Raw genomic sequence first — 23,305 nt, 5'->3', positions numbered from 1 at the left:
GAGGATTATCGAGATAGATAACTTCATCCGTCGCCTCACGAATTAACACCAACTGGTACTGTAAACCTGGAGTAACTACGGGTGAATTATCAATCACCAGTGCATCATCGTAAAAGCGATGACTCACACGGTTAGTGGCATCGGGTACAACACCACTTTCAAACGGAATAAGATGAACATCAAGGTTGCCATTTAGCCCCAAGCCATTAACGGTAATTTGGTCACCACCGCTATCACTTAAGGATAACTCGTCGATAGTGTTATTGGTTGTTATATCTACGACTTGAATGGCCTGAGACAGTAGCACGGCTGCGGGTAACGTTGATGCACGTACGTTACCCGCTTGAGAAGCTTGTAGCGTTTTAAATCCGGCAATCGGTGACGCCGTACTAAAGGTTAATTCTGTCCCCTGTGCATTGACGATGAATTCAGTAGAATCAATTGTTAACTCACCAAATGATAATGAAGTTACATCCTGTAACTGCTGCCCTGTCACTTTATAACTAATGAAGCGGCCAGTAATACTATTATTAGGGCTAATATTTGTCAGGCGAACGGGCTGAATACCAAATAATTCGGCAGTTTCTATTGACCAAGGCAAATCAATGTTAACTTCTGCACCATCAATATTTTGCACAGGGTCATTAGCAAGAGAGACGGTATAGCTTTCTCCCAACTGATATTGTGCACCCAGTATTTCAAAGATAATTTGGTTGCCGATCACACTATTAAACCCAGGCACACGTACGCCTGTGGTTTCTGGAATGACATTAATGACAGTATCGGACCAGTTATCTCCTGAACCGCTAACAGATAGCACCAGTGTATCTGCTGCGTTAGCAATTTTTTCTGGGTTTAAGCGCCAAATATTATTAAACGGTAAACGAACATTAAGATAACTATTGCCTTCTGCCCATTCCAATAGATCGTTTTGGAAAGCAAAAGATGTAATAGCATTGCCACCCTGTGTTTTCACATCACCTAAATGCTGGAGTGTTAATTCCTGCCCTCTAGGGTTCATATCATAAATGCGATACCCATTTTCATTTCCACGCAGTGCGATTAACTCACCGTTCATTACTGCTGAATTATGATTCACAAACGCTTTAGCAATCAACACATTAGTACGCTGGGCTTTTAAATTAACACTATTGAGCAATTCAATTTCTTGAGCCGAGCGAATGGCCATTCGCTGCTGGTTTATCAATAGTGATTGCGCGTTAGCAACCGTATGTGTGTAACTGCTGGTAATCTCATCTAAATCATTCACTGGGCGATAATTTAAGAGCGTATCGTATAGGACATAAACACCCTCAGCATCATAGCCTACTGCCAATACATCACTAGCAAGATTGTGAGTCTCGATATTGTTTCCACGTACATACATGCTAAATAATTGATTGCCAGATGATGCGAGCAAACTGTCATCAATAAGATGTAAATTTGTTAATGGCAAGCTTTCAGGGTTAAGAACGTGATTGATTAACTCTGGCGCATAAACATTACTGATATCGTAGACATAAAGTTGCCGTGTGCTTTCATCTACTCTTGTAATGATGGCCATATAATCATCAGAAACAGTAGCATCCACCAACGAGCCTTTTAGCGAACCTGTCGAAAGTGTTTGTGGAATATCTGACTCCGCTGTCGTCGTTAGGCGCCATGCCACACTATTTCCTTCAGCGAAACCGAGCTTATTCTTTACTAGCAGTAGTAAATTGTTGTGACGGTAAATATTTTCAACATCAGACACTCTTAGATTAGAAGCCAACTCGATATTAATATCTGTATTAATAAATAAGTCTTGTTCATTAGATAAATTACTCACACCAACACGTACTTCACCTAGCGTATCCCGTGGTAACCGGAAGCTAATAAGGTTAGGGGTTTCTAACGTAACTTCATCAGCCAGTAAACCATTAACCGTTACTTTGGTTAAATCGCTAAACCCAACACCATCAAGTGCAACATAATCTTGATTGTTATAAGCAAAGCGGGTAACCGTATTATCTAATGTGCTTTGAGCGAAATTGTAAGCGCCAGCAGATACAATTTGAGGGTCGGCAATATAAGAGAAAGCCGCTCTTTGACTAGTTGATAGCGGGCCATTGTTTACTGCTAATCCGACTAATAAATTATCAGCAGGAGACGCTAGCAGTGCTGGTAGGCGGAAGCTAATTTCTGTATCTGTGACTGCGGTAATATCCGTTGGGCTTATCGCTTGCCCACCTAATATAACTTGGGTATCTGTATCAAAATTTTCACCGGTTAGTGTGACGCGATCACCTCCACGCCAGCTGGCAAATGCGGGGCGTAAAGCCTCAATAACCGGTACAGTTTCGCTTGTGGCCACAAATCGGAAACTGAAGTTATCTCCCAGTACAGCACCTTGATTATCTCTAACTGCACCAGATAAAGTAACACGATATCTCTGCCCATTTTCTAATGGACTTGTGGGCCTAAAATACAAACGAGATCCGCTCTGATTTGTTTCTAGCGCAACAAAACCTTCAACTTTTGCACCGTTAAGAGTGACTTCCAGAAGGTCTTCACCATTGTCACGAATTTGTGCAAAATCCAGATGGCGATTAAATTGCAACTCTACATCTTCGCTAATAGATAATGCTTGCTCTGCTTGAGGTACTTGTTCAACGATCGTTAGTAAGTCATTGACAACTGTATTTAAGCGTCCACCTAGCTGATTAATTGTATTAATATTGGCAACCGGGTTTTCTGTAGGTTCATTGCCAGAATAAGGAAAGGCACTACCGATATAAATAGCTCGCGGATGGAAGGCAAACGTTTGTGCATTGCCTAGTACAGAGAAGTAATAACTTAAATCAATCGCTTGATTGTAACGCCCTTCCAGCCAAGGAGAAATATTAAATAGCTGTAGATCACCTTGCCCACTAGCAACATATAACGTCTGGCCTCGTATCTCCATTTGACCGGCATAAAGGTCGCCGTCGCGTACCAGATAGGCAAGATTTAGAGTCGCTACTGGAGTGGCGGATTCATCATCGAGTACAAATAGTTCAACTGTACCCAGATTACCCGTCGCAACCATGAGTAAATTATCTTGTACTATCACATTGCGTGGTCTGACACGTTGCCCCGCTAGTGTTACTACCGGAATATCGCGGACGATATTGTAAGCACCAGACATTAGCTCAATTTCAATAATGCGTCTGGAGTTTGGCATTGCAGCCCAAAGGCTGTTGCCGTCGAGATAAATAGATGACGTAGAACCCCTAAGCTCAGTCACGCTAAGTGTTTTTAGCAAACGAATGGTACGGTGCAACGTTAGCTCATAAATATGAATGCCGCGGCTATCTGAAACAAATAATATATTTTGGTCCAGCGCCAAACTCCTAGCACTTCCCTCTAGTTGAATGGTGTTCAACAGCTCCGGAGCCGCAGGTAATGTAGTATCAAAGTGATACAAACTATTACCACCAGCAGTAAATAAGTTAGTGTCATTACCTACTAAGTCAACGAAGCCCTCAGGCGATAGCCCTCCAGTCACATCGATATGATAAGGGAATGTTTCTTCTGCAAACTCTTTTTCAATAATTTGTGGGCGTACAGGGTCAGACACATCAGCGACAACGAGACGTGCGACATTAGAGCGAAGAATACGTTCTACTTTTCCAGAGGATGCATCAATCACCTCATAGCTACCGCCGGTAACGGCATAAATAATCTGCTCACCTAGATGAATCGCAGAAACAGGGCTAGGTTTACTCGGATCTAAGTCAACCGTGCCAGTTGGGTTACCCGAGTAGAAATAATCGACAGTTGACTGCGACTGCTCACCTATAAACTGTTTATTTTCTACGGTGACCGGTGCATAACCAAAACTGCCCGATGGAACTCTGACTTGAATATACCCACTATTGATAACACGCAGGTCACCGGCAATGGTATTTCCTACTTTCACTATGCTCGAGTGATTAAACCCACTACCAAATATACTTAAAGTATTACCACCCTGCGGTGGACCGCTGATAGGGCTTATATCCCCTACTTTGACTTCCGGCAAAATAACAACAGCACCATGTTTAGTAGCTGCCACGCCATTGCGCGAGACAGTGACGGGTAAACTGGTCACCGCATTGGCCAAAAATAAATTAGGCATGGAAAATTCAATCGTCGTATCTGTCAATTGCCTAATTGAACTGGCAGGTACCACTGTTTCACCAATAGCGATTTGAATTTCAGATAAATCACTACCAAAATACTCTCCCTCTAGAACAGCCGTTTCTGAATCATTCCCATGAAAATAGTGCTGTCCTGCTTCACCATCCGTTAAACGACTTACCCGCTGAATAATCGGACGGTCACCTTCAACTAATTCGTAGTTAAGAAGTGTGCTGCTAAGTAACGGAGATGCTGACAGAGCACGAACCCCTGTGGTCACTTCTAGCGATACATCACCGTGATAAGTATTAGCGTCGGTCAATCGGATATCAATATAAGCACCGGCTAAGGTGTTAATAGCATTGAGTTCATAGGCGATTGCTGGCAATAACTCACTATTCGCTTGGCGTAGAATAATAGCGCTAGAAACAACAGTGGGATCTGTATTAATCAAATCGTTGAATTGAATACGGATCACTTCATTATCTGCCACAGTCGAACCTGCAGAGGGTGAAATATCACTAATAACCAATGATGGACTTGCAGTGTTTACTAAACCATTGCTATCGGCGATGAAAATACCGCCAACATTGTTGGCTAATTCTGCCCCAGAATTTTTGATGTCATTCCAATAATGAGTCTCAAAACCGTCGCCGGATTGTTGTAAGACCAACATTTCATCACGAGTTGTGATGGTTATCTGACCATATTGAACTTGCATGGAAGCATCTGCGATATTATCAACAATGCCCCGCTCAACGATTTTTGAGGTATAACGGCTGGCATCAGGTAGGCTATCAAAGATGACCATATGCAGTTCATTATTACGTTTTAGTAGCACATAGAGTTGGCCATTTAACCACTGAATGTCAACTGGCTGCCCTAGTAAATCTCCCTCACCAAAGATAATTTGGCCATAACCCACGGGCGGAAATAACTCGTCATCTTGTAAATTATAAAAACGAATAAAACCACTACCTAAATCATCAGCAGCAGACATGGCAAGTATGTTCGTTTGCACATCATAAGCGACATCTGTTGCATTGTGCCCAGGAATAGGACGGTCACTTACTAGCAGAGGTTGTGCTAGATCCGTCACGTTCACAATCGCCAAGCCATTTTCGCCATTGGCCAAATATGCAGTATTGTCAACAACAGCAATACCGGTGATCGGCTGATCGGAAACTAACTGACTGACCCTGATAGGGTTTTCCCATATACCGATGTCATAAATTTCTAAACCGTAAGGCATTAAGAAACGATTTTCATCCGTAGGTTCTGCACCCGCTTTAATACCCGCAAATAATGTGTCATTTACTGTTACAGCAGCACCTAGTTGATGTGGTGGATAGTTAGGCAACTCAAAACCGAGGCCATTCTCCAAGACATAAACAAGCTCACCGGCCAAGACCTCTTGACCTGCTATCAGCAAGTAAACTTGGTAACGTTCAGGAACTAAGACGCCCGGGATACGGAACTTAAAGACTGACATTGTTTCAACATCATCACGTAAATCGACGATATCAAACCCGTTATTATTAATCTCGGAACGGATTTCACGACCCGAGACAGAGCGCATAATAACTTTTGTTCCGGGCAACAAAACTTCTTTAGAAGCGGTAATAGTGGTGTCGTAACCCCCTTTTATATTCACCGCATCGTGTTGCAGACTAAATTCAATATTACGTACTTCATCTGCGATAACAATGGCACCGGGTAATTGCAGTTCTAGGCCCTGGTCTTGTAAACGAATATGATGCTGTCCAATACCAAGAGGCAAAAGATCTAAGGCAGACTCAGGAATTTCGATGAGATCGTCATTGATCCAGTTGAACGTGACAGGGTAAGCGTCAACGAGAAGTGTCATTTCTGGACGAAAGTTTTCACCCTTGATGGCGATTACTGGCTGACTACCACGGTGATATAAATTATTGTCGATATCTGTAACGACCGGCCGCAACGCATCAGAAGCAGCTTGTATAAATGTTTGTACAAATGGCGCCCACTGATTAGTACCTCGTAAATTGCGCACATTATCGACAGACACACGATAACTAACGTCTGACTCTCTAACAAAATCGAAGACAAATTCTCGCGCACTACTGTCTGTTTGATTAACCGGAATAATGCTGACCGGTATATCTTCGTTGGTGTCGACACGCACGACACGAACAGCATCTGCTTGCTGAATAGAGTCAACAGCAATGGCCTCATTAAATTGCAGGCTATAATTTTCTGCAGCGGCTAAATACTCCCCTTCTCCTACGGATGTCGAGAAAACAATCGCTGACGGTATTTGCAAGGTGCGAATACCCGAAAGTCCTGCGCTAACAATTAAACGATCACGATAGATATCCAAAGAGTTAACGGTTTCGTCATTGCCCGCCGAAACAATTTTCGGTGATAGTGGTTCTGCTATATCAAGAACGATGACACCACTGTTCATAGCAGCAACAAAGAGTAGATTCCCCACTACTTTTAAGCGTCTAGCACTGGCCGCTTGCTCTTGTAAGCGATCTAAATCGACTGTAATCCGCTGGTCTGTATTATTGCGATGAATGATCTCGACACCTTGGTTGCCTAGTGCAGCAATCAAGTAATCACCATAGGTCGCCACGTCAAAGACATTAGAGGCAAAGTGATAACTCTCTATTAGCAGAGGATCGAAAATGTTAACAACTTCAATGTTGCCACTATCGCCTTCAAATGCTTCCGCGGCTGTTTCACTCTTCCAGCTAGGAGGGCAAGGGCCCCATATAGCCGCACCAGCAGTACCACCGTTAAATAACCAGCCGTTATTATCATAATGAATGATATCGCCGCCAGGTAACGGTAATGTATGGCTGAGTTCTACTGCATCATTATGATTCGCATAACTATAAGTAGTAAAACCGTAACTTTGTGCAACCCCCGTTGCACTTCCACAACCGTTAGGGGGCATTGCCAAGGGGCTAGCAGCAGTAGATGCAAATAAGCTATAACCTATTTTTTGAATATCTCTTACGTTGCTACTAGCAGGCACCACATCCAATACTTGAAGCCCATTTTGTTCATCAAAATTTAAACGTGCCACACCGGCTTCACCGGCTGCAACATAAAGGCGTTTACGTTGAACCCCCTCTTCTTCGTCAACAGTCGCCTGCAAACGGATAGAATCAACAGAAAACGGTAACGTCGTATCTCCTAGGCGATCAAGCTCTTGCTCTTCTTGAGGAGTTAGAGGGCTCGGAATTACACCCTCGACACCTATTAGGCCGAGTGATTGAAGAAGCTGTTTCGTCTCTAACGCTGCAGTTGTTTCATATCGACTGATATCTTCTTGGCCCCTAGCTCCACTTGGCAAGGTAGGAACACCTCCGACAAGTAATAGTGAGTCAGGGTTTTGCACATCAACACTGGCTGCAAATAGGCTTTCATTAAGGTATTCACCTCTTAATACATCATCGAAAGCAAAGTTTCGGAAATAACCTGTAGAGAGTGCCGCAACCCCAGATTCTTGATCAACGATAACATCTAAGGGGTCAACCAGCTCAGCACGTATATTAGCTAGCTGGACAATACCATAACCAAAGCCCTTATCGCCTTCTAATGAAGTGGTATTGCCATAGCGATCTTGACCATAGACATTATTCTTACCGCTAATGCCACGAGGAGTAGTAACATCGATTTCTGTACTAGACAATACGGTAATGTCGCGCACCGGTTGAGAGCCAATCTCAATAGTTAGCCCGTCCATTACGGTATTACCAGGCTCAAATCCTTCTCCGATAATACGCACTTTTGTATTACCGGCAAGTGGCCCCCACTGTGGAGAGATCGAGGTAAATACTATAGGCGCATCGACTTGTACGCCGCCATAAAGTCCCACACTTTCCCAAAGACCATTCTTTTCAACTAAGGCAGTTACATCGTATTGACCTTTAGTCGCAATCGCTGGAGAAATTACTTTAACAATACCTAAGCGTTCATCTTCTGAGTTTTGCTCGATATCACTAATCTGTGCTTCTTGGTCGCCGATAAAGATTTTTATGCGACTGGCATCATCTGGAACACCCAGCATTGAAATAGTTAATAGCTCTTGAGTGTTAACAGGTAAACGACGCGGAACAACGGCATCAATACCAATGGTCTCTGGGCGAGCCCCTCGATAAACCAGTTCTATTTTCTGAGTGCTATTGAGGCGATACAGCTCAATATTGATTTGCTTACCATCTTGCAACACCGGTTTACTCGCAACAACACCTTCTAGAGCTTCCACTGTCAGCACGTCATTAACCGCTAAGTCGGTTATATTGTCTATGTAAAGCAAGGCGTCATTGTTGATAATATCTACACGTGTCGGGATCACCGTGCCGTTAGCATCGGTGATAGTGAAATAACCTTTGTTTTCAGGGAATAGATCTATGGCTTTATTAAAGCGCAGACGAACTTTTGTAGCACCATCGGTGTCTTCGTCTAAAATACCGTTAGTAGGATCAACAGTATGAAGCTTCAATACCGCATCGGGTGTTTCTTGGAGAACACCTTCACCAAGATTCGTAAAACCAGCACCGATAGCAGAATATGGCGTCGCTAATACCGCTCGTATATCGTTGCCATTATAGGCTTCGTAACTATCGACAAACTCAGGAGATGTAGGGTCGGTAATGTCATAACTGGCGATACCCGATTCACCGCGAGCAACATAAAGAATACTGCCTTTAATAGAAATATCATAAGCATAACCAGCAATGCGGCGTATCACTTTTGGATTATAAACATCACTAATATCAACAATGACTACCCCTTGCTCTCCTGCCGCCAAATATGCTTCTTGACTAATAGGAGAGGCATAGCTTGTCTCGCTGAGTAATACTTTGCTAGCAGGAATATCAAGTGATGATGCGATTGACAACCCTTCTTGAGAGGTTCGCTCTACTATATAGAAACCTCCGCCGCCAACGACTTCTTGATCGACTAGCAAATTATTCTGAAAATCAAATTCACCCGCAACAACAGCATAAAATGAAGGTGCGCCAGCTTCGACAGCGAGCTTTGTAATATCTAAAGCAGGTTTTTCATTGGGAAGCGTTAAGTAACCCGATAAATATAATTTACTGTGCAGATAAGCATCGACAAAACCAATGCCGCGTTCACCCATAGCAATTGCCGCTTGATTATTTTCGACATCCAAACCTTTAGCAAAGGCTGCATTCAATTGCATAGAGTTAACGAGAGAAGCGCTACTTATATCGTCACTATCCACCGAATAGATGAATAAAGCAGCTTCGCTTGGTCGCGCTCCAATTTTTGCTGCAGTGACAAAAATTCGATCATTATTGCGTTCAAAAAATAGGTCGACCCCTAACGCTGCATAATTAGATGGCAATACTATTCGAGTAACGATGCGGTCATCTCTACCATCGCCATCTTTATCAATAAACTCGCGTAACTCATCTGCGTTGGTAACATCATTGACATCTGCAGTAAACGTCGATGAATCAATATTGTAAATAATGACGCCACCATTGCCTGCGGCTGCTACAGCATAAGTGCCTGTTGGATCAACGGCTATGTCGTAAAAACGATCAGCTTTGCCAGAAGTAATATTACTTTTAACCGGTTGTAAGTAAGTAAATGCATCTTCTATTAATTGTTCTTGACCTGGTGTAGCAATACGTAGATCTGTTAGGCCTAGCTGCCCTGGCGGAGTAGTAACCTCCATCGTTTCTGAATCAATAATTTTAATACTAGCTGTCGGCACTTCGATGTTGCCAACAAACACCCGTGTAATACCATCACCACCTTGAAAACCGCGACCAGAAATCGTTAATCGTGTTCCGCCAACGACTGAGCCTTCTGTAGGCACTAATGAATTAACCACCAAAGGTTCTATGTACTGTAAAGAACCTAGCTCTTGAACAAGTCGGCCATCGGCTTCCCTTACTAATAAGCTAGCCGGCCCGGCAAGTCCTTCTGGCAGCTGTAGTTGATATTCAACCAAGCCATTGCCAAGATCTTGCTGCCTAATCACGGCTGCGATGGCATTAGAAACAAAGAAGCTTGGATTACTAGAGTGACGCAGAGTGACCGCTGTCATGCCGCCTTGTATACCCACTATAGCAGGGCTAATATCAGCAATCTCAGGCTGTGAACCTAAACCAGAACTGGTAGAGAATGTCAGTTCGTAATCAAAAAGACCGGTTGCTCTGCGACCGCCGTCACTAGGCTCGCTAAGCATCTCAACACGGTACTGACTATCTGACTGCAGATCACCGTTAGGCGTTAGGCGAACTAAACGAGAGTTATTGCTATCAACCTCAACGCTGAAGTCGATCAGTTCACCTGATTCCGTCCCGTTATCATAAATTAATGCAAGGTATCGAGATAAATATTCAGAGGCAGTTTGCCCGTCAGGAATATTCACCGTACGATTAAAATAAAGCTCTATAGCATCATCGAGACTAACGCCTTGTTGGTTTTGAGTGGGATAACTGTCAACTAAATCAAGAATGAAGGTGTCAATAATATTTAATGACCAAACATTACTCGTTTCTTTTTCACTCACAGCGCGAGTTACCACTATGCCATCATCACTGAAGGCCATTGGCCAAGTATCAAGACTGTAGCCTTCATACTGATTGAATAATTCCTCTGTCTGCATGATTAGTGAGGAGTCTTTAACATTCACATTGTCATCACGACTAGTATCGAAAACATTCAAATAAAGATCAATGCAACTTGTACTTTTAGATTTTTCGACGCAATTCAAGTTAGCAGCAATGGAGGTTTTACTGAGCAGGCGATAAGGATTGCCCGGAAGACTGAAACCGTTAGATTGGTAATTGGCTATTAACCGCGGTGACTGAATATTACTATCATCTAATACATTCACTCCACCACTATAAAATGCCGTGCTGTTACGCGTGCTAATACCCGTAAGTAATGACGCGCCTGCTGGCAAAATATGATCATTAATTTGCGGTAAGCCCGGCAAGCTCAAATCAAAAATCGCTCGTACGCTCTTAACTCTACCGAAACCCAGGCTTATATTATTAGCAAGGGATAAATATTGGCCCTCTATACTCATAGAGTTTGCATTTATAGCGTCTAATACACCGTTATCACTGAACTGTGTAATTTTGCGAACAACAACAGGTTTTAGCGGGTCCGCAATACTTACGACTAATATACCTTCGCTGCCGCCATTCGCGATCAATAGCTTATCTTTACTTAAAATTTCACTCGGCGGCTGCGCTAACGGAATGGGGAGGCTGTAAAGTACGTCTCGATCCTTCGCGCTATCAGGGTCATTCGTTTGAGAACCCGGTAATCTATCTTCGCGGTCATAAACTAACAACCAGGTTTGGTCTTCGTAAGGCGTATTGATATGTGGAAAATGCATGCCTCTAGCCGTAACATAGAGATGCTTATTTCCTAGCACTAATCCAGCAGCATTGAGGTCTTGTGGTAGATCAAAATAACCCAAGCCAACCATTGGAGCGGCATTCTCTAAGGCTCCTCTATTATAGGCAATCAGCTCCAGCCAGCTAGGTGTAACAAAGTTTCTAAATTCTTCCTGATTTAAAATTTCGCTGGGATAAAATCCACTCAAGCCACTGCCACGCCCAAGGGCATAGATAATTTCCAAGTTGCTGTCTACAGCAACGCTGACTAACTGGCCTGCCGGTAACTTTGATGGGTCACGGCTAATAGACGACAGCCCTAACTCAACTAGAGATAATTCTTGCTGAATTTGACCGGGGCTAAACGCTTCCTCTAAATCAATCGTCGCATTAACGGATAATTTACCGTAAAAAATAGCTTTGGGAGCATAATAAAAACGCCCTTGATTATCAGTAATTTCTATATCGACGAAGCCTCGATAATCGTTACCTAAGTCTGGTACAACCCATGTCACAGACTGAGCACTATTAACATTTAGGCGATCTTGATCAACCGTATCAACGACAGCACGCTCAGGCTGTCCCTCAGGATAAGTACGCAGTTGTATATCTTGATTAAATCCGTAGCCGATGATTTCTACACGGTCGTTCACACCAACTTGGCTAATATCGACAACGGATGGATTGATAAATGAGATTTGTAAAAGATCGAGATAGGTGTACGCACCTATCACGGTATCTTCAAGCCCTGTATCGGTTAATACCTTAACAGCTGCTGGTCCCGCCACATTAGGAATTGTGGTTGCGGTAATACGATCTAGTTCAGACTCGATTTGCGCAGGTTCGTAACTTTCAATCACCAGAGAAAAGCCACCTAACTGCAGTTCAGGTGATTCACCAAAATGATAGCCTTCGACAACAATTGTTTGTCCACCTTGAATGGAACCGGAGTCTGGACTTAGAGCAATAATATCTGGCAATGGCAACTGGCCTGCCGGTGAGGTAAAAAAGGAAAAATGGTAATCTCTTGCTAATGCATTGCCTGCTAGCGGTTCAAGGCCTGCTTTAACAACGACAACATACTCGTAATCTTTTCGTAATGCCTCGTCAGTTGTTAACTCAATAAAGCGGTAAGCCGGCTCGCCATCTCTGTCGGCAAAGCCTATTGAAAACTGTTCTGTTATTTTCTCACCAAGAGCATAGTTGCCCTCACCGTCCGCAATAACAGCGCCTTCGTAAACATCAACAAAGTTAGCGGGGTTAACACTACTCGGCAATACTGCTGACAACTCTATTCTAATATTTTCTAGTGATGTGCTAACGTAAAGCTGGTCTCTTATTGGAGTATGGTCTACCACGGCAAGTTCGGTAAATTCAATACGACTAATGCCTGACTTTCCTGCAGCCGCTTGAATGGCTCCGCGCGATAGCACCAAATCGCGTACAGCAAAATTGTCTTTCGATGCGTTGCGATTAATGACAGCAGGGATCGTGGCATCGACATTAGTCTCCCCTACTTTTTCAAGATCGAGAATTTCAACGACAGTTTGTACTTGTTGATCTTCTTGATCTGAATAAAAAACACTGAGGTAAGCCTTATTACCTGCAATAGCAATATCGTAAACGCCATCGCTAACGTAATCTTCTCGTGCAGGTTCAATGGCTACCGTGCGCATAAGTCGAATATTATTGGGGTCACTAATATTAATAATATTTAGCTGCGATACCTGTCCGCTACCGGCCATGTCCGTTACATATAAAGTATTACCTTCAATGTGCAAACGGTTAGCGAGACCTAATGTATCCAGAGTATCAACAATCGGTAAATTAGGGTCAGTGATATCGACGACGACAACACCTTCGTTAGAAGCTGCGATATAAGCGTAATTTCCACTAACTTTTACATCTCGTGCATAACCATTGGGCTTAATAAAACCTACTTTGTAAGGACTGGTTGTATTTGAAATATCAAATATTTGAACACCACCATTACCGTTAGCGACAAGTACTAAATCATCTTCCCGGTCTAAGCCATACGCCTCAACAAATGGCAAATCAATCCTACCCGCGAGCAAGTAAGGTACACCAAATTGATCATCCCCATTTTGAGTAGAAAAAATCAGTAATTCAGCACCGGTATTTTCGTAGTAGGTTTTACCCGTATCTGGGTTCCTGTTAATTTCCCCTTCCATAGCGTTAACAAAAGCTGCTGAAATATTATTACTCGAACCAACGGAATCGAGGACACCACTCTTTGCTGCAAGTACAAAATTCTCGTCTGCATGAATCTCTGAAATGGTTCCAGCAAAAATCTCACTTGCGCCGATCAATAAATCGGAACGAATAAGTACATCACCATTGTCAATTTGTTCATCAGCAATATCCGCTAAAAACAAACCAGTGCACATTTTACAAGCATAATTTTGAGCGGGAGGCTGGTTAGTATCGAAGGGGGTCTCGTAATTAATCGGATCATAAGTAGACCAAGCAGCAACCATTGCGCCTTCACGATCAGGGCTAATGAATTGGTCGACTGATGAGAAATACGCCTCGCGCATAATTGTTTCACGCGCCCCCCCTGTGGCAGGAGCTAGGAAACGACGCTCAGAAATCGGCATGCCGACTTCATATACTGTCGTTTCGTTCACCGTATGGTTAGGTGTTTCTACACGCGTTTCTATACGTACGCGCTCAATGTCATTTGCCCCACGGCGAAGAATATTACCCTCAGCAAAGCGTGCCCAATAAACGAAATAGAAATTATCTTGATCACTGACGGGAATATTCGGTCGATCACTTTCACTATCATCGCGAAATAATTCTATTTCTCGAGTATCAAGCGTTTGCCATTGCCCAGTACTGTCAAGATACTCACGAGTCCATACCATATAAACTTGGCGTTCAGCTTCAACACCAATATCAGTCACGCTAACCGCGGCAACTGTTTGTTCTCCGGTGGTAAGAATACTTTTATTGAATGGCTCTAATACAGAAAGTTTAGGTGCAACAGTGTCATCAATACGACCAACATTAACCACCTGTGTTCGACCGGGTTGATCTAACACATCGTAAGCAACAGCCTGTAGCGCAAAGCCATCAACACCTAACGGAGGTTCAATGATTGCTTGGTAAAAGTTGTCGCCACTACTGATATTATTATTGGTCAGTGCATTTTGATAAGCGGTGAATACCGGCTTATCATTCAAATAAAATACTACACGATCAATGCCATTAACACCGAGATCATCCAAGGCTTCAACATTCACCTCTATTGCTTGCCCATCAATCACAACAGCGCCATTCACTGGAGTTAAGATCTGAGCGATAGGTGCTTCGTCTGCAGTTACCGTAACTATTCTTGCTGTGGAAAGCTCAGATTCATTGCCATCAATGTCTTTTGCCGTAGCACGGAAAGCTAATGCCTGCCCTACTTGCCCAATGGGTGCTTTAATATTGAATTGGAACGGAGCTGCACCGTCAGTCGAGAGGACTTTATAGCTTAAATCATCTTCGTTGCCTGATGCTTGATACAAGGTGACACTATCAACACCGATTTCTGGGTCGCTGGCTGTCACACTTACTACAAACTCGCGCCCTTCGGTAATTTCCGTAATGGCACCAAAATTATTGCCACGTTCATCAAGAAAACGAATAGCGGTGACTTCTGGTGGTGAGTTTTTCACTAGCGTTACGGGGCGCAGTTCTATTGTTTGGTTACCTGCACCATCTTGTGCCGTGATACGCAGTTGCATATCTAACTGCTGAGGTAGGTTATCTAGTCGATCTAGGTAGGCGGCAATAGAGTCAACCGAAATGCTCCCGAAATAGGGACCAGTTAATAGCAGTTGCTCGCGCACCTTTTCACTATCATCGAAACTACCATTGAGGTCGGTGTCAACATAAAGAGCCACTCTGACGGTAGAGACTCTTACATTGTCTCTGACTTCCATTTGATATGGCAGGCTGCGTTTTTCTGCGACAGTAGATCCGGTTGCTGCCGGTAAACTAATACTAATTTCAGGCGCATCGACGTCTTTATTAACGACGACCGTTACATTTTGCGTCGAGGAAACCGTGCGCTTTGTTCCGGTTGCACGCTGTTCAGTTACTGTCGCACTAAAAGTTATTGGCTTGCCTGCTTGGCCGTAAGGGATTTCGATGAAAAATTCGTAAGGAAAATTCACATCAGTTAAGACTTGATTACCAGTAACCAAGTTGTCTGCAGTAAGCGTTACATTGTCGATGCCTACATCATCAATAGCATTGACTTGTACCAATAAAAATTCACCCTCAGTTATGGTTTCACCATCAATTGGTGTAGCAATAACAACTTCTGGTGGTACATCTTCGATAATTTCTATAACAATAGTTTCTAATGCCCGATGTTGGTCTAAATCACCAAATGCAGCACCATAACTATCTATTGCTTCTACATTGAGAACAACCCGGTTTTGGCTAGAATCTTCATGATTGAATGCGGGTAAGCGAATGCTAAAATTGTAAGGCGGCTGTCGCAATAACAGATTATGAATTTCTACCTCGCTACCGATAGTGCCAGCACTTGCGGTTAAACGTAGGGAGTCAATTCCTACATCATCATAAGCATTAACATTGACCAATAAATTCGTTTGTTCGACCTCTCGACCACCATCTACAGGTGAAACAATATCAACGACCGGACGCTCATCAATACGTACGGGAAAACTCATATCACGAACACGATCGTTACCCGATGTATCACGTGCCAACATACGTACCCAAACATCATAGCGTTGAACTTGATCTACCGGTAAATCTGCAAAACGATTAGCAATTTCGGTCAGGCGATCAACATGCAGTGTTTGATTATAAATAAGCGTATCAATATTGTTGGTAGTAATCGGTTCATGGTCAACATCGTTAATACTGTTGATTGTTCTGATAGGTACACCATAGGCTAACTGTTGATAACTGCCATCATTCAACTGTGCACCATAAGTCGTATAAAGCTCTAATTCATTGACCTTTACATTGTCATATGCACGATAGCCAACCGTAAAATCAGAGAATTCTGGGGGGCCATACCCAACCGTAGGGCTAATTAGCGCAATTTCTGGATTAATTTCGTCTGCGGCACCAATAAAAGTTATTTCATGACTCGCAATAGCGCCATCAGAATCGATAATTTGTGCATTTAGAGTGACCGTTTCATTAAATTTAATTAAGCCGCTGGGGATAGTATAAGTAGCGACCCTACCCAGTAAATTTTCACTCGTGCTACGCCCATAATCATTGGCAATATCAACAGAATATTTTTCTTCGAAGGCATCATAGATAGAGTCTAGCGCGCGATTATAAGAGGCATCACCGGTTTGCTGCTGGGATGCCTGATTAGAGACACGAAGCTCTACACCATTAGCAAATAATTTAATGGTGTCTTTTGATAACTGACGATCATCTGCAGCCAAAACTCCCACTTCTATACTAAAAGTACCTGCTACGATAAGTTGATCTTGAGCAGGTGTTGTCACTCTAATTTCAGGTGCCACATTTGCTAAGGGATGAACGAGAAAACGCCTAACCGTTTGCTGACCAGTATTGTCATCGACGACGACTTCGTACTCTGTGGGTTCTATTTGATTAAATACAATTTCTGTATCTTCTTTGCTCACATTTTTGATCGGTAAAATTGGGCAGCTAGTTTGATAATTTTTTTCGTACTCGACAAAGACTGAGCCGTCACGATTGAGGCGGCGTACTTGATAGCGCGTTAAAGATGCATCGTCTGCTAGTTGTGAACTTAATTTAAATGTCTCACCAACTCTAACCCAAAATTCACCGTAATTAATACGCTCTGGCTCATCGATAACTTTTTGATAAACCCCGTTTACGTTATAGCTAGAGAAACTATTAAATGATAATTGGGGTTCTTGATTGGGATCTATAGGTAATCTGACTCTTACTGCAGAACTGCGGCCCGAAAAGTCCTCTGCTACAAGGGATAAGTTAATATCTCCCGCAATCTGTTCTAGTGGAACACTATAGTGTAGGGTATATTCATCGTCTTTTTGATATCCCCCTGTAATTTCAGCGACCAAACCACGGTTGTCGTACAACCGTAATTCTTTGACTGCTTTAGTGTTATCCGTAGCGCGTACTTTTATTTCAATCGTTTCGCCAGGGACGACAATACGACTGTCAACAGGCTGGCTAACCATGACCAACGGGTCAGCTTCATCAATAATTAATTCATGCTGGCTCAGTTTATTAAATGGCTGGGGGCCTCTCTCAGCTGAAAAACGGTCACTGGCTGATCCATAAATAGCAATATTATCGATAGTAGGGAAAGTCAGTGATGGATAAAAATGGTTAAAAGTAACACTTTCGTCCGAGAGAGTAACTGAAGGTGCTAAGCTAATAAATGCCTGTGCAGACTCACTATTTTCATCGCTAATCAGTAACTGAATCACATCGAAGCGTAGCGCATTATAGCTAATATTTTGCTCATCAAAAGAGAGCCTTGATGAGAGGTCTGACTGACTAATATGAATATCTTTTAAGAATTGTCTATCATCAGAGAGACCATCTATTACAGGTTTAACCGTTATGCGACCTGCCGATGGTAGATACTGGTTAATTTCTAAAACACCGTTAGTGCTTTGTAGATCTTCGGCATTTATTGTGTACTGTTGATGAGCTGGCGAGCAAAAATCATCTGAAAACACATCAAGTATATAGGTGACTGAATGACCGTCAACACGCAGTGCTAGAGAGTTTACGCCATCAATCTTTGATCCTATCAATTGCGACTGACCGTCGGAGAACTGCCAATAAGGCGTTCCATTTATCGACAGCTCACCACTTAGCTCTGCAGTTTCTGGATACGAAAAGTTAAAATAGTGGGATGCTCTTTCCTGACTCTCGTTTATTACCTCATGCTGCAAGTTTCTAACGGAGCTATCATCTAAACCTGACAAAGAGCTATAAATAATTATTGCTGTGTTTTCTCCCTCCACGTAATCATCTTCAACATTTATACGAGAAAATAATACTTCTCCACGAGTTACATCGCCAACAGGCACCAATGCATCAGCAGTAATAAGTGGAGCATTGTCGACTTGCACATCTACTTTTTGTGTCTGTGTTGCTGTATTGCCCGATGTATCGGTCGCTGACACCGTAATATTAAATTCAAGCCCTTCTGCTGGCACAGGCACGTAGCGAGATAAATTAATGAGTTCATTGTTATCAATGCTAATTTCTTTCTCGTTTAGACCCGTTTCAGAAAGTAAAATTTGCGATTCTGTATCTAAAAGAGTGATCGAATAAGACGCTATCGCAATACTATCGCGAATAGCAACTTTTAAAGCCGTTTGTTGACGGTCGAATAATGTATCTTGTGGCGATTCGATGATAATTTCTGGTGGTTCATTGTCAGCACGAATGGTGATTTTTATACTGTTGGACTCGCTTTGATTAATGCCTCTATCGGCTGCTCTAACTGCAAAATTAAACGTTTCACCTGCTCGGGCCTGCAATCCTGGAGGGAGAGATATTCTGCCATCATAGTCTGTATAAAAACGCTCAGCTGCAATGACACTCCCAAACGATTCTTTATTGGCAACACGAATTTGTTCGAGTCGATCGTCTCGTCCTAGAGTTACCCAATCTAATATAATTTCTTCATCATCTGTAAATAAGTAAGGGGTGAGTGTATCGATATAAATATTATCGCTCGCAATACCTTCAACTTCGAACGTTTCACCTGCGAACAAGGTGAGATCATTTTCTGGCACTTCGAAATTAACCACAGGAGAATCTGGGTCATCTAGAATAATAAGATCAAGTAAGTGCTCCGTTGTTAAACCCGAATTATCCTGCGCACGAACACCAATATTGACCGCACCTGCCTCTGGTTTGTGAGGTATTCTCAAACTAGCACTAAAATAGCCTTTCTGATCCATGATCAAGTTAGCTTCACTCTCACTAAATATTTTGCTAAACAAAGACAGTCCATCATGTTCGACAAAAATTTCTGCTGACTGTAATTGCCTATTGTCGGTAATTAACGCATTTATTGTGAGATTTTCACCTTCAATAAATCTTGATCCTGCCGCTGGGTGGCGAATAGAAATAACTGGAGCTTCATCCTGAGAAACTTCATATTGGTGATTAGTGCGAGTACTATTGCCATGTATATCCGTAAGATTTAAGGAAAAATCTATCGTCGATTGGTTAGCAGGAATACGGTAAAAAAAGGAGTCATCTAAATTTTTAGACGGGTTATCTTCAGGAGAAGCTTTCGAAAATACCGAAACACCGTTAGCTGTTACATCAACACTAGCAATACCGCTCTCGTCAATGGCTCGTAACTTAAAGAAGGTATTGTCGCCAGTATAAAGACGTGTTCCCGGCACTGGATCGTAAATAGCGCCTAAGGGTGCATCTGTATCTTGAACAATAGTGATAGCTTTTTCAAAAACAGGCGATGCCTGCCCTAGCATATCGTATGCCGTAATACTCATTGATAATGTCTGATCTACATTAGCAATCGCCAGTTCACTCAACTGCAAAGAATCACGCAATTGCAAAGTGCTCATTGGTACTAAGCCCGTTGTTCGATCAAAAGTTTTTGAGAGCAATATGTTATCTGCTAGATAATAAGATACCTCGACACGCTCAACCGCTCGATCATCTTTTAGCAAGACATCAATATCAACATTATCGCTGTTAAAATAAAGAGCACTGTTGGTTGTAGCGCTAACGATTTCAGGAGGGGTATCAGCATAGACCCCAACGATAATATTAAGCGTAGATACATTACCCACTTCGTCATAGACCGATACGGATACCGGGTAACGATCAAACTCTGCAACGGTTTGACTTTCATATCCCGGCGCCCTTACTAACTTGAGAGCACTGTAAGCCTTTAATACGCCTGGTATCTGCTCGATAGGATAGTCATCACCGGTTAAAATATCGTCATCGTTCCCTGTGAGTACAAAACGCGCCCCTTCGCGCCGTATACCACGAATCTCCGCTCGATCAGCCCCGACGTTATCAAAACCTGAAACTTTAAAGACGAACTCACTTTGTTCAATCACACCGAATATATCGTCACCAGCATCTGTCGCCGATATTAAAGGCGAACTCACATTAACAACAGGCGATTCTTCGTCTTGCCCTAATATTACCTCCACCGTATTACTTGTTGCAGTTTGACCGGAAGAGTCAATAGCGACTGCATGAACAAGTAGCTTTTGTTCTATCGTCACTTTCTCCTGAGTTTCGTAAATAAAGGCGAAAGGTGCCCTGTTGTCGGAGCCAACAAGCTGGGAATTAATATAGAAGTCAACACGGTCAATTAAGATATCATCAACTGCATCTGCACGTAGTTGGATCGGTAAGCCTGATACAAAAGAAGCCCCTTCGGAGGGGTTAGTGATGGCAACTGTGGGTGCCTGATCGGCCTTAACCGGAACTCTAACGACACTTGATAAGTTTATATCCTGATGATAGTCGGTCACCCGAGCCTGAAACTTCAAAGTGCTACCAATATCTTCTTCAAGAATTTGATAAGAGAAAGTTTCTACTTCAGTCTGGGTGCTAAAGCTGTCAACAAAAGCATCTGGATCACTAAAGCGCCGACTGTCGATGACTTCACCATCTAGCAACAACTCTACTTGAGTGCCTAGAGCTAAAGATTCATCGGTAATTTCAACATCAATAGATAGTTGTTGGCCGACTGTACCAATTGCCCCTTCTACAGGATTGATAATAGACACTCTAGGAGGAGTATTCTCAATAATACGAATGAGTCTTGCAGGCGCATTTTCAAAACCTATGGAGTCGTAAACTTTAGCGCCCACTGCAAGCGACGTTTCAGTCGTGGAGATAGGCGGCGCATTAACCTCGACATGCCACACTTCAAACATTTCCTCATCTGTACCTGTGGGCAACTCCACCTCACGGATTTCTATAGCAGGATAATTTGCGGTGCTAATTAATGTGCCATCAAAGAAAAACTCTACACGTTGAATACCGCTAGAACTTTTTGAATCCGGTAAAAAACCCAGCGACGTTTCTATTTGCAAACGTGTTGGCGATGATTCAACCAATCGCTGGCCATCCACAGGCGAAACAAAATCATAAGATGGAATTTGCGGTTGCACAGGCGCACTCACCGAAACTTTATGCGTAGTAGATAAACTTGTCTGACCTGAAGAATCTTCGGCAATACCACTGAATACTAACGTGCGCCCTTCCAGCTCTTCAGAGATAGGCATTACCAGCTCATAGGGTGGTGACGTAACAGCACCGATACTGGCCCCATCCATCAAAAACTGGACCTGATTAATACCGACGTCGTCATATGCTTCTGCTTTTAAAACCAAGCTACTTTGAGACACCGCTCTAGAGGGTAAATCTAAGCGAATACTCGGCACACCATCCATAGCCACTACTGGAAAATTGGCAGTGACACCTTCTAACTCTTTGAGACCCACAGTAATTTGAGCAGGTGCCGCAGATGAGATAGCAACGCTTGAGCGCAATTGCTGGAGGTGGTTTAGCTCAAGATACGCTTGAGCATTGGTATCAATAGCAACTGAGGGTGTCCAATGGCCGCTAATAACTGTTCGACTGCCATCGTCAAAGACCCCCTGAATTTCAGGTAAATCGAAAAAAGTATTAAGGCGTGACAACTCTAGAGGGGAGCCCGAGTTCACGCCCGATAGAGCAATACCCGTTAACTGCTTAGAAAAATCAGCTTCGACAGGTACAACGACACTTTCCAAACCCGGGTAACTCACTGTAACCGTCACAGCTTGTGCTGAAGTTTCAGCAAGTGCATAGACCGTACCTGCAGCAGTTACCCCGATAATATTAGGGTGAGAAGAGGTGTAACTTATACCATTTCCCGCACCAGGCAAGCTGACCAAGCCTCGAAATTGGAACTCGACCGATGGAATAATAACAGGGGTTTGTAGGGGATTATTAATCACAATACCCGTATCAGAGACAATAAGTGCGCGAGCCTCTTCTTGAATAGAATCTCCTGTAAAAGCAACTTTCGATTGAGAGACGTGATTACCCGAAGCATCCACCAACGTAATATCGGCAAGCACAATGGCATCAAATGCTATTTCTTCAGCGGTTAGGAATTGGGTTAATGGTAATGAAAAGTCAAAACGAGTTTGCGTATCACTAGAGGGGTAAAGCCGTTGAGCAACTGAGGTATCAGCAAATGCTCGCAAACGAGCATCGGTAACAACACCACCCGTATCGCGCAAGACCGACGCATTTAAACCTACAACATTAAAACTTAAATAAGCAATATCTAGATTATCTGAAGCATCAACACTCACTATTAAGCGTTGACTGTCTTCTTCGCCGGTAATGGCGACAGAATGAAAGTGTAGTTCTGGTAGAACCTCTTCTACTTCAAAAGCTTCTGTATAGCTATCTTCCCTGCCATCAGGCAGTACGGTAATAATCACCGGGTTAAAACGCTCAGCGCCTTCAAGAGAGAATGCTAATGAGCAGTGACCGTTGACATCGAAGTTTACATCATCGGAGGTGTATGAAGCCAGACTAGATAAGGAACCTGCTTTAATTAAAGCGAGCTGGTCGCAAGCAGGAATAGAGGCTACATAATCAACCGTAGAAGGGTTAGATAATGCACTAGTATTAGCCACACGAATATCAACAGCTGACACTGCCTCAGAGGCGAGCAAAATCATCAATGCAAGACAGCCATTAACACAACTGCCTTTTATTGCTAAAAGGTATCTTCTAAACAC

The 23,305-nt window shown here is 43.0% G+C and carries 1 protein-coding gene (only partly in view); it reads right to left on the bottom strand.

The genetic code is table 11. From position 1 onward, the window contains the following. Window positions 1-23,305 carry the 5' portion of an Ig-like domain-containing protein gene (locus ACZ5O6_RS05930; protein WP_464283551.1) on the bottom strand. The gene continues 15,266 nt to the left of window position 1, outside the view, so only the first 23,305 of its 38,571 coding nucleotides appear in the window; its start codon is at window positions 23,303-23,305; its stop codon lies off the left edge, out of view.

The organism is Eionea flava, assembly GCF_055393785.1.
This window is presented reverse-complemented; position numbering and strand designations above follow the sequence as displayed.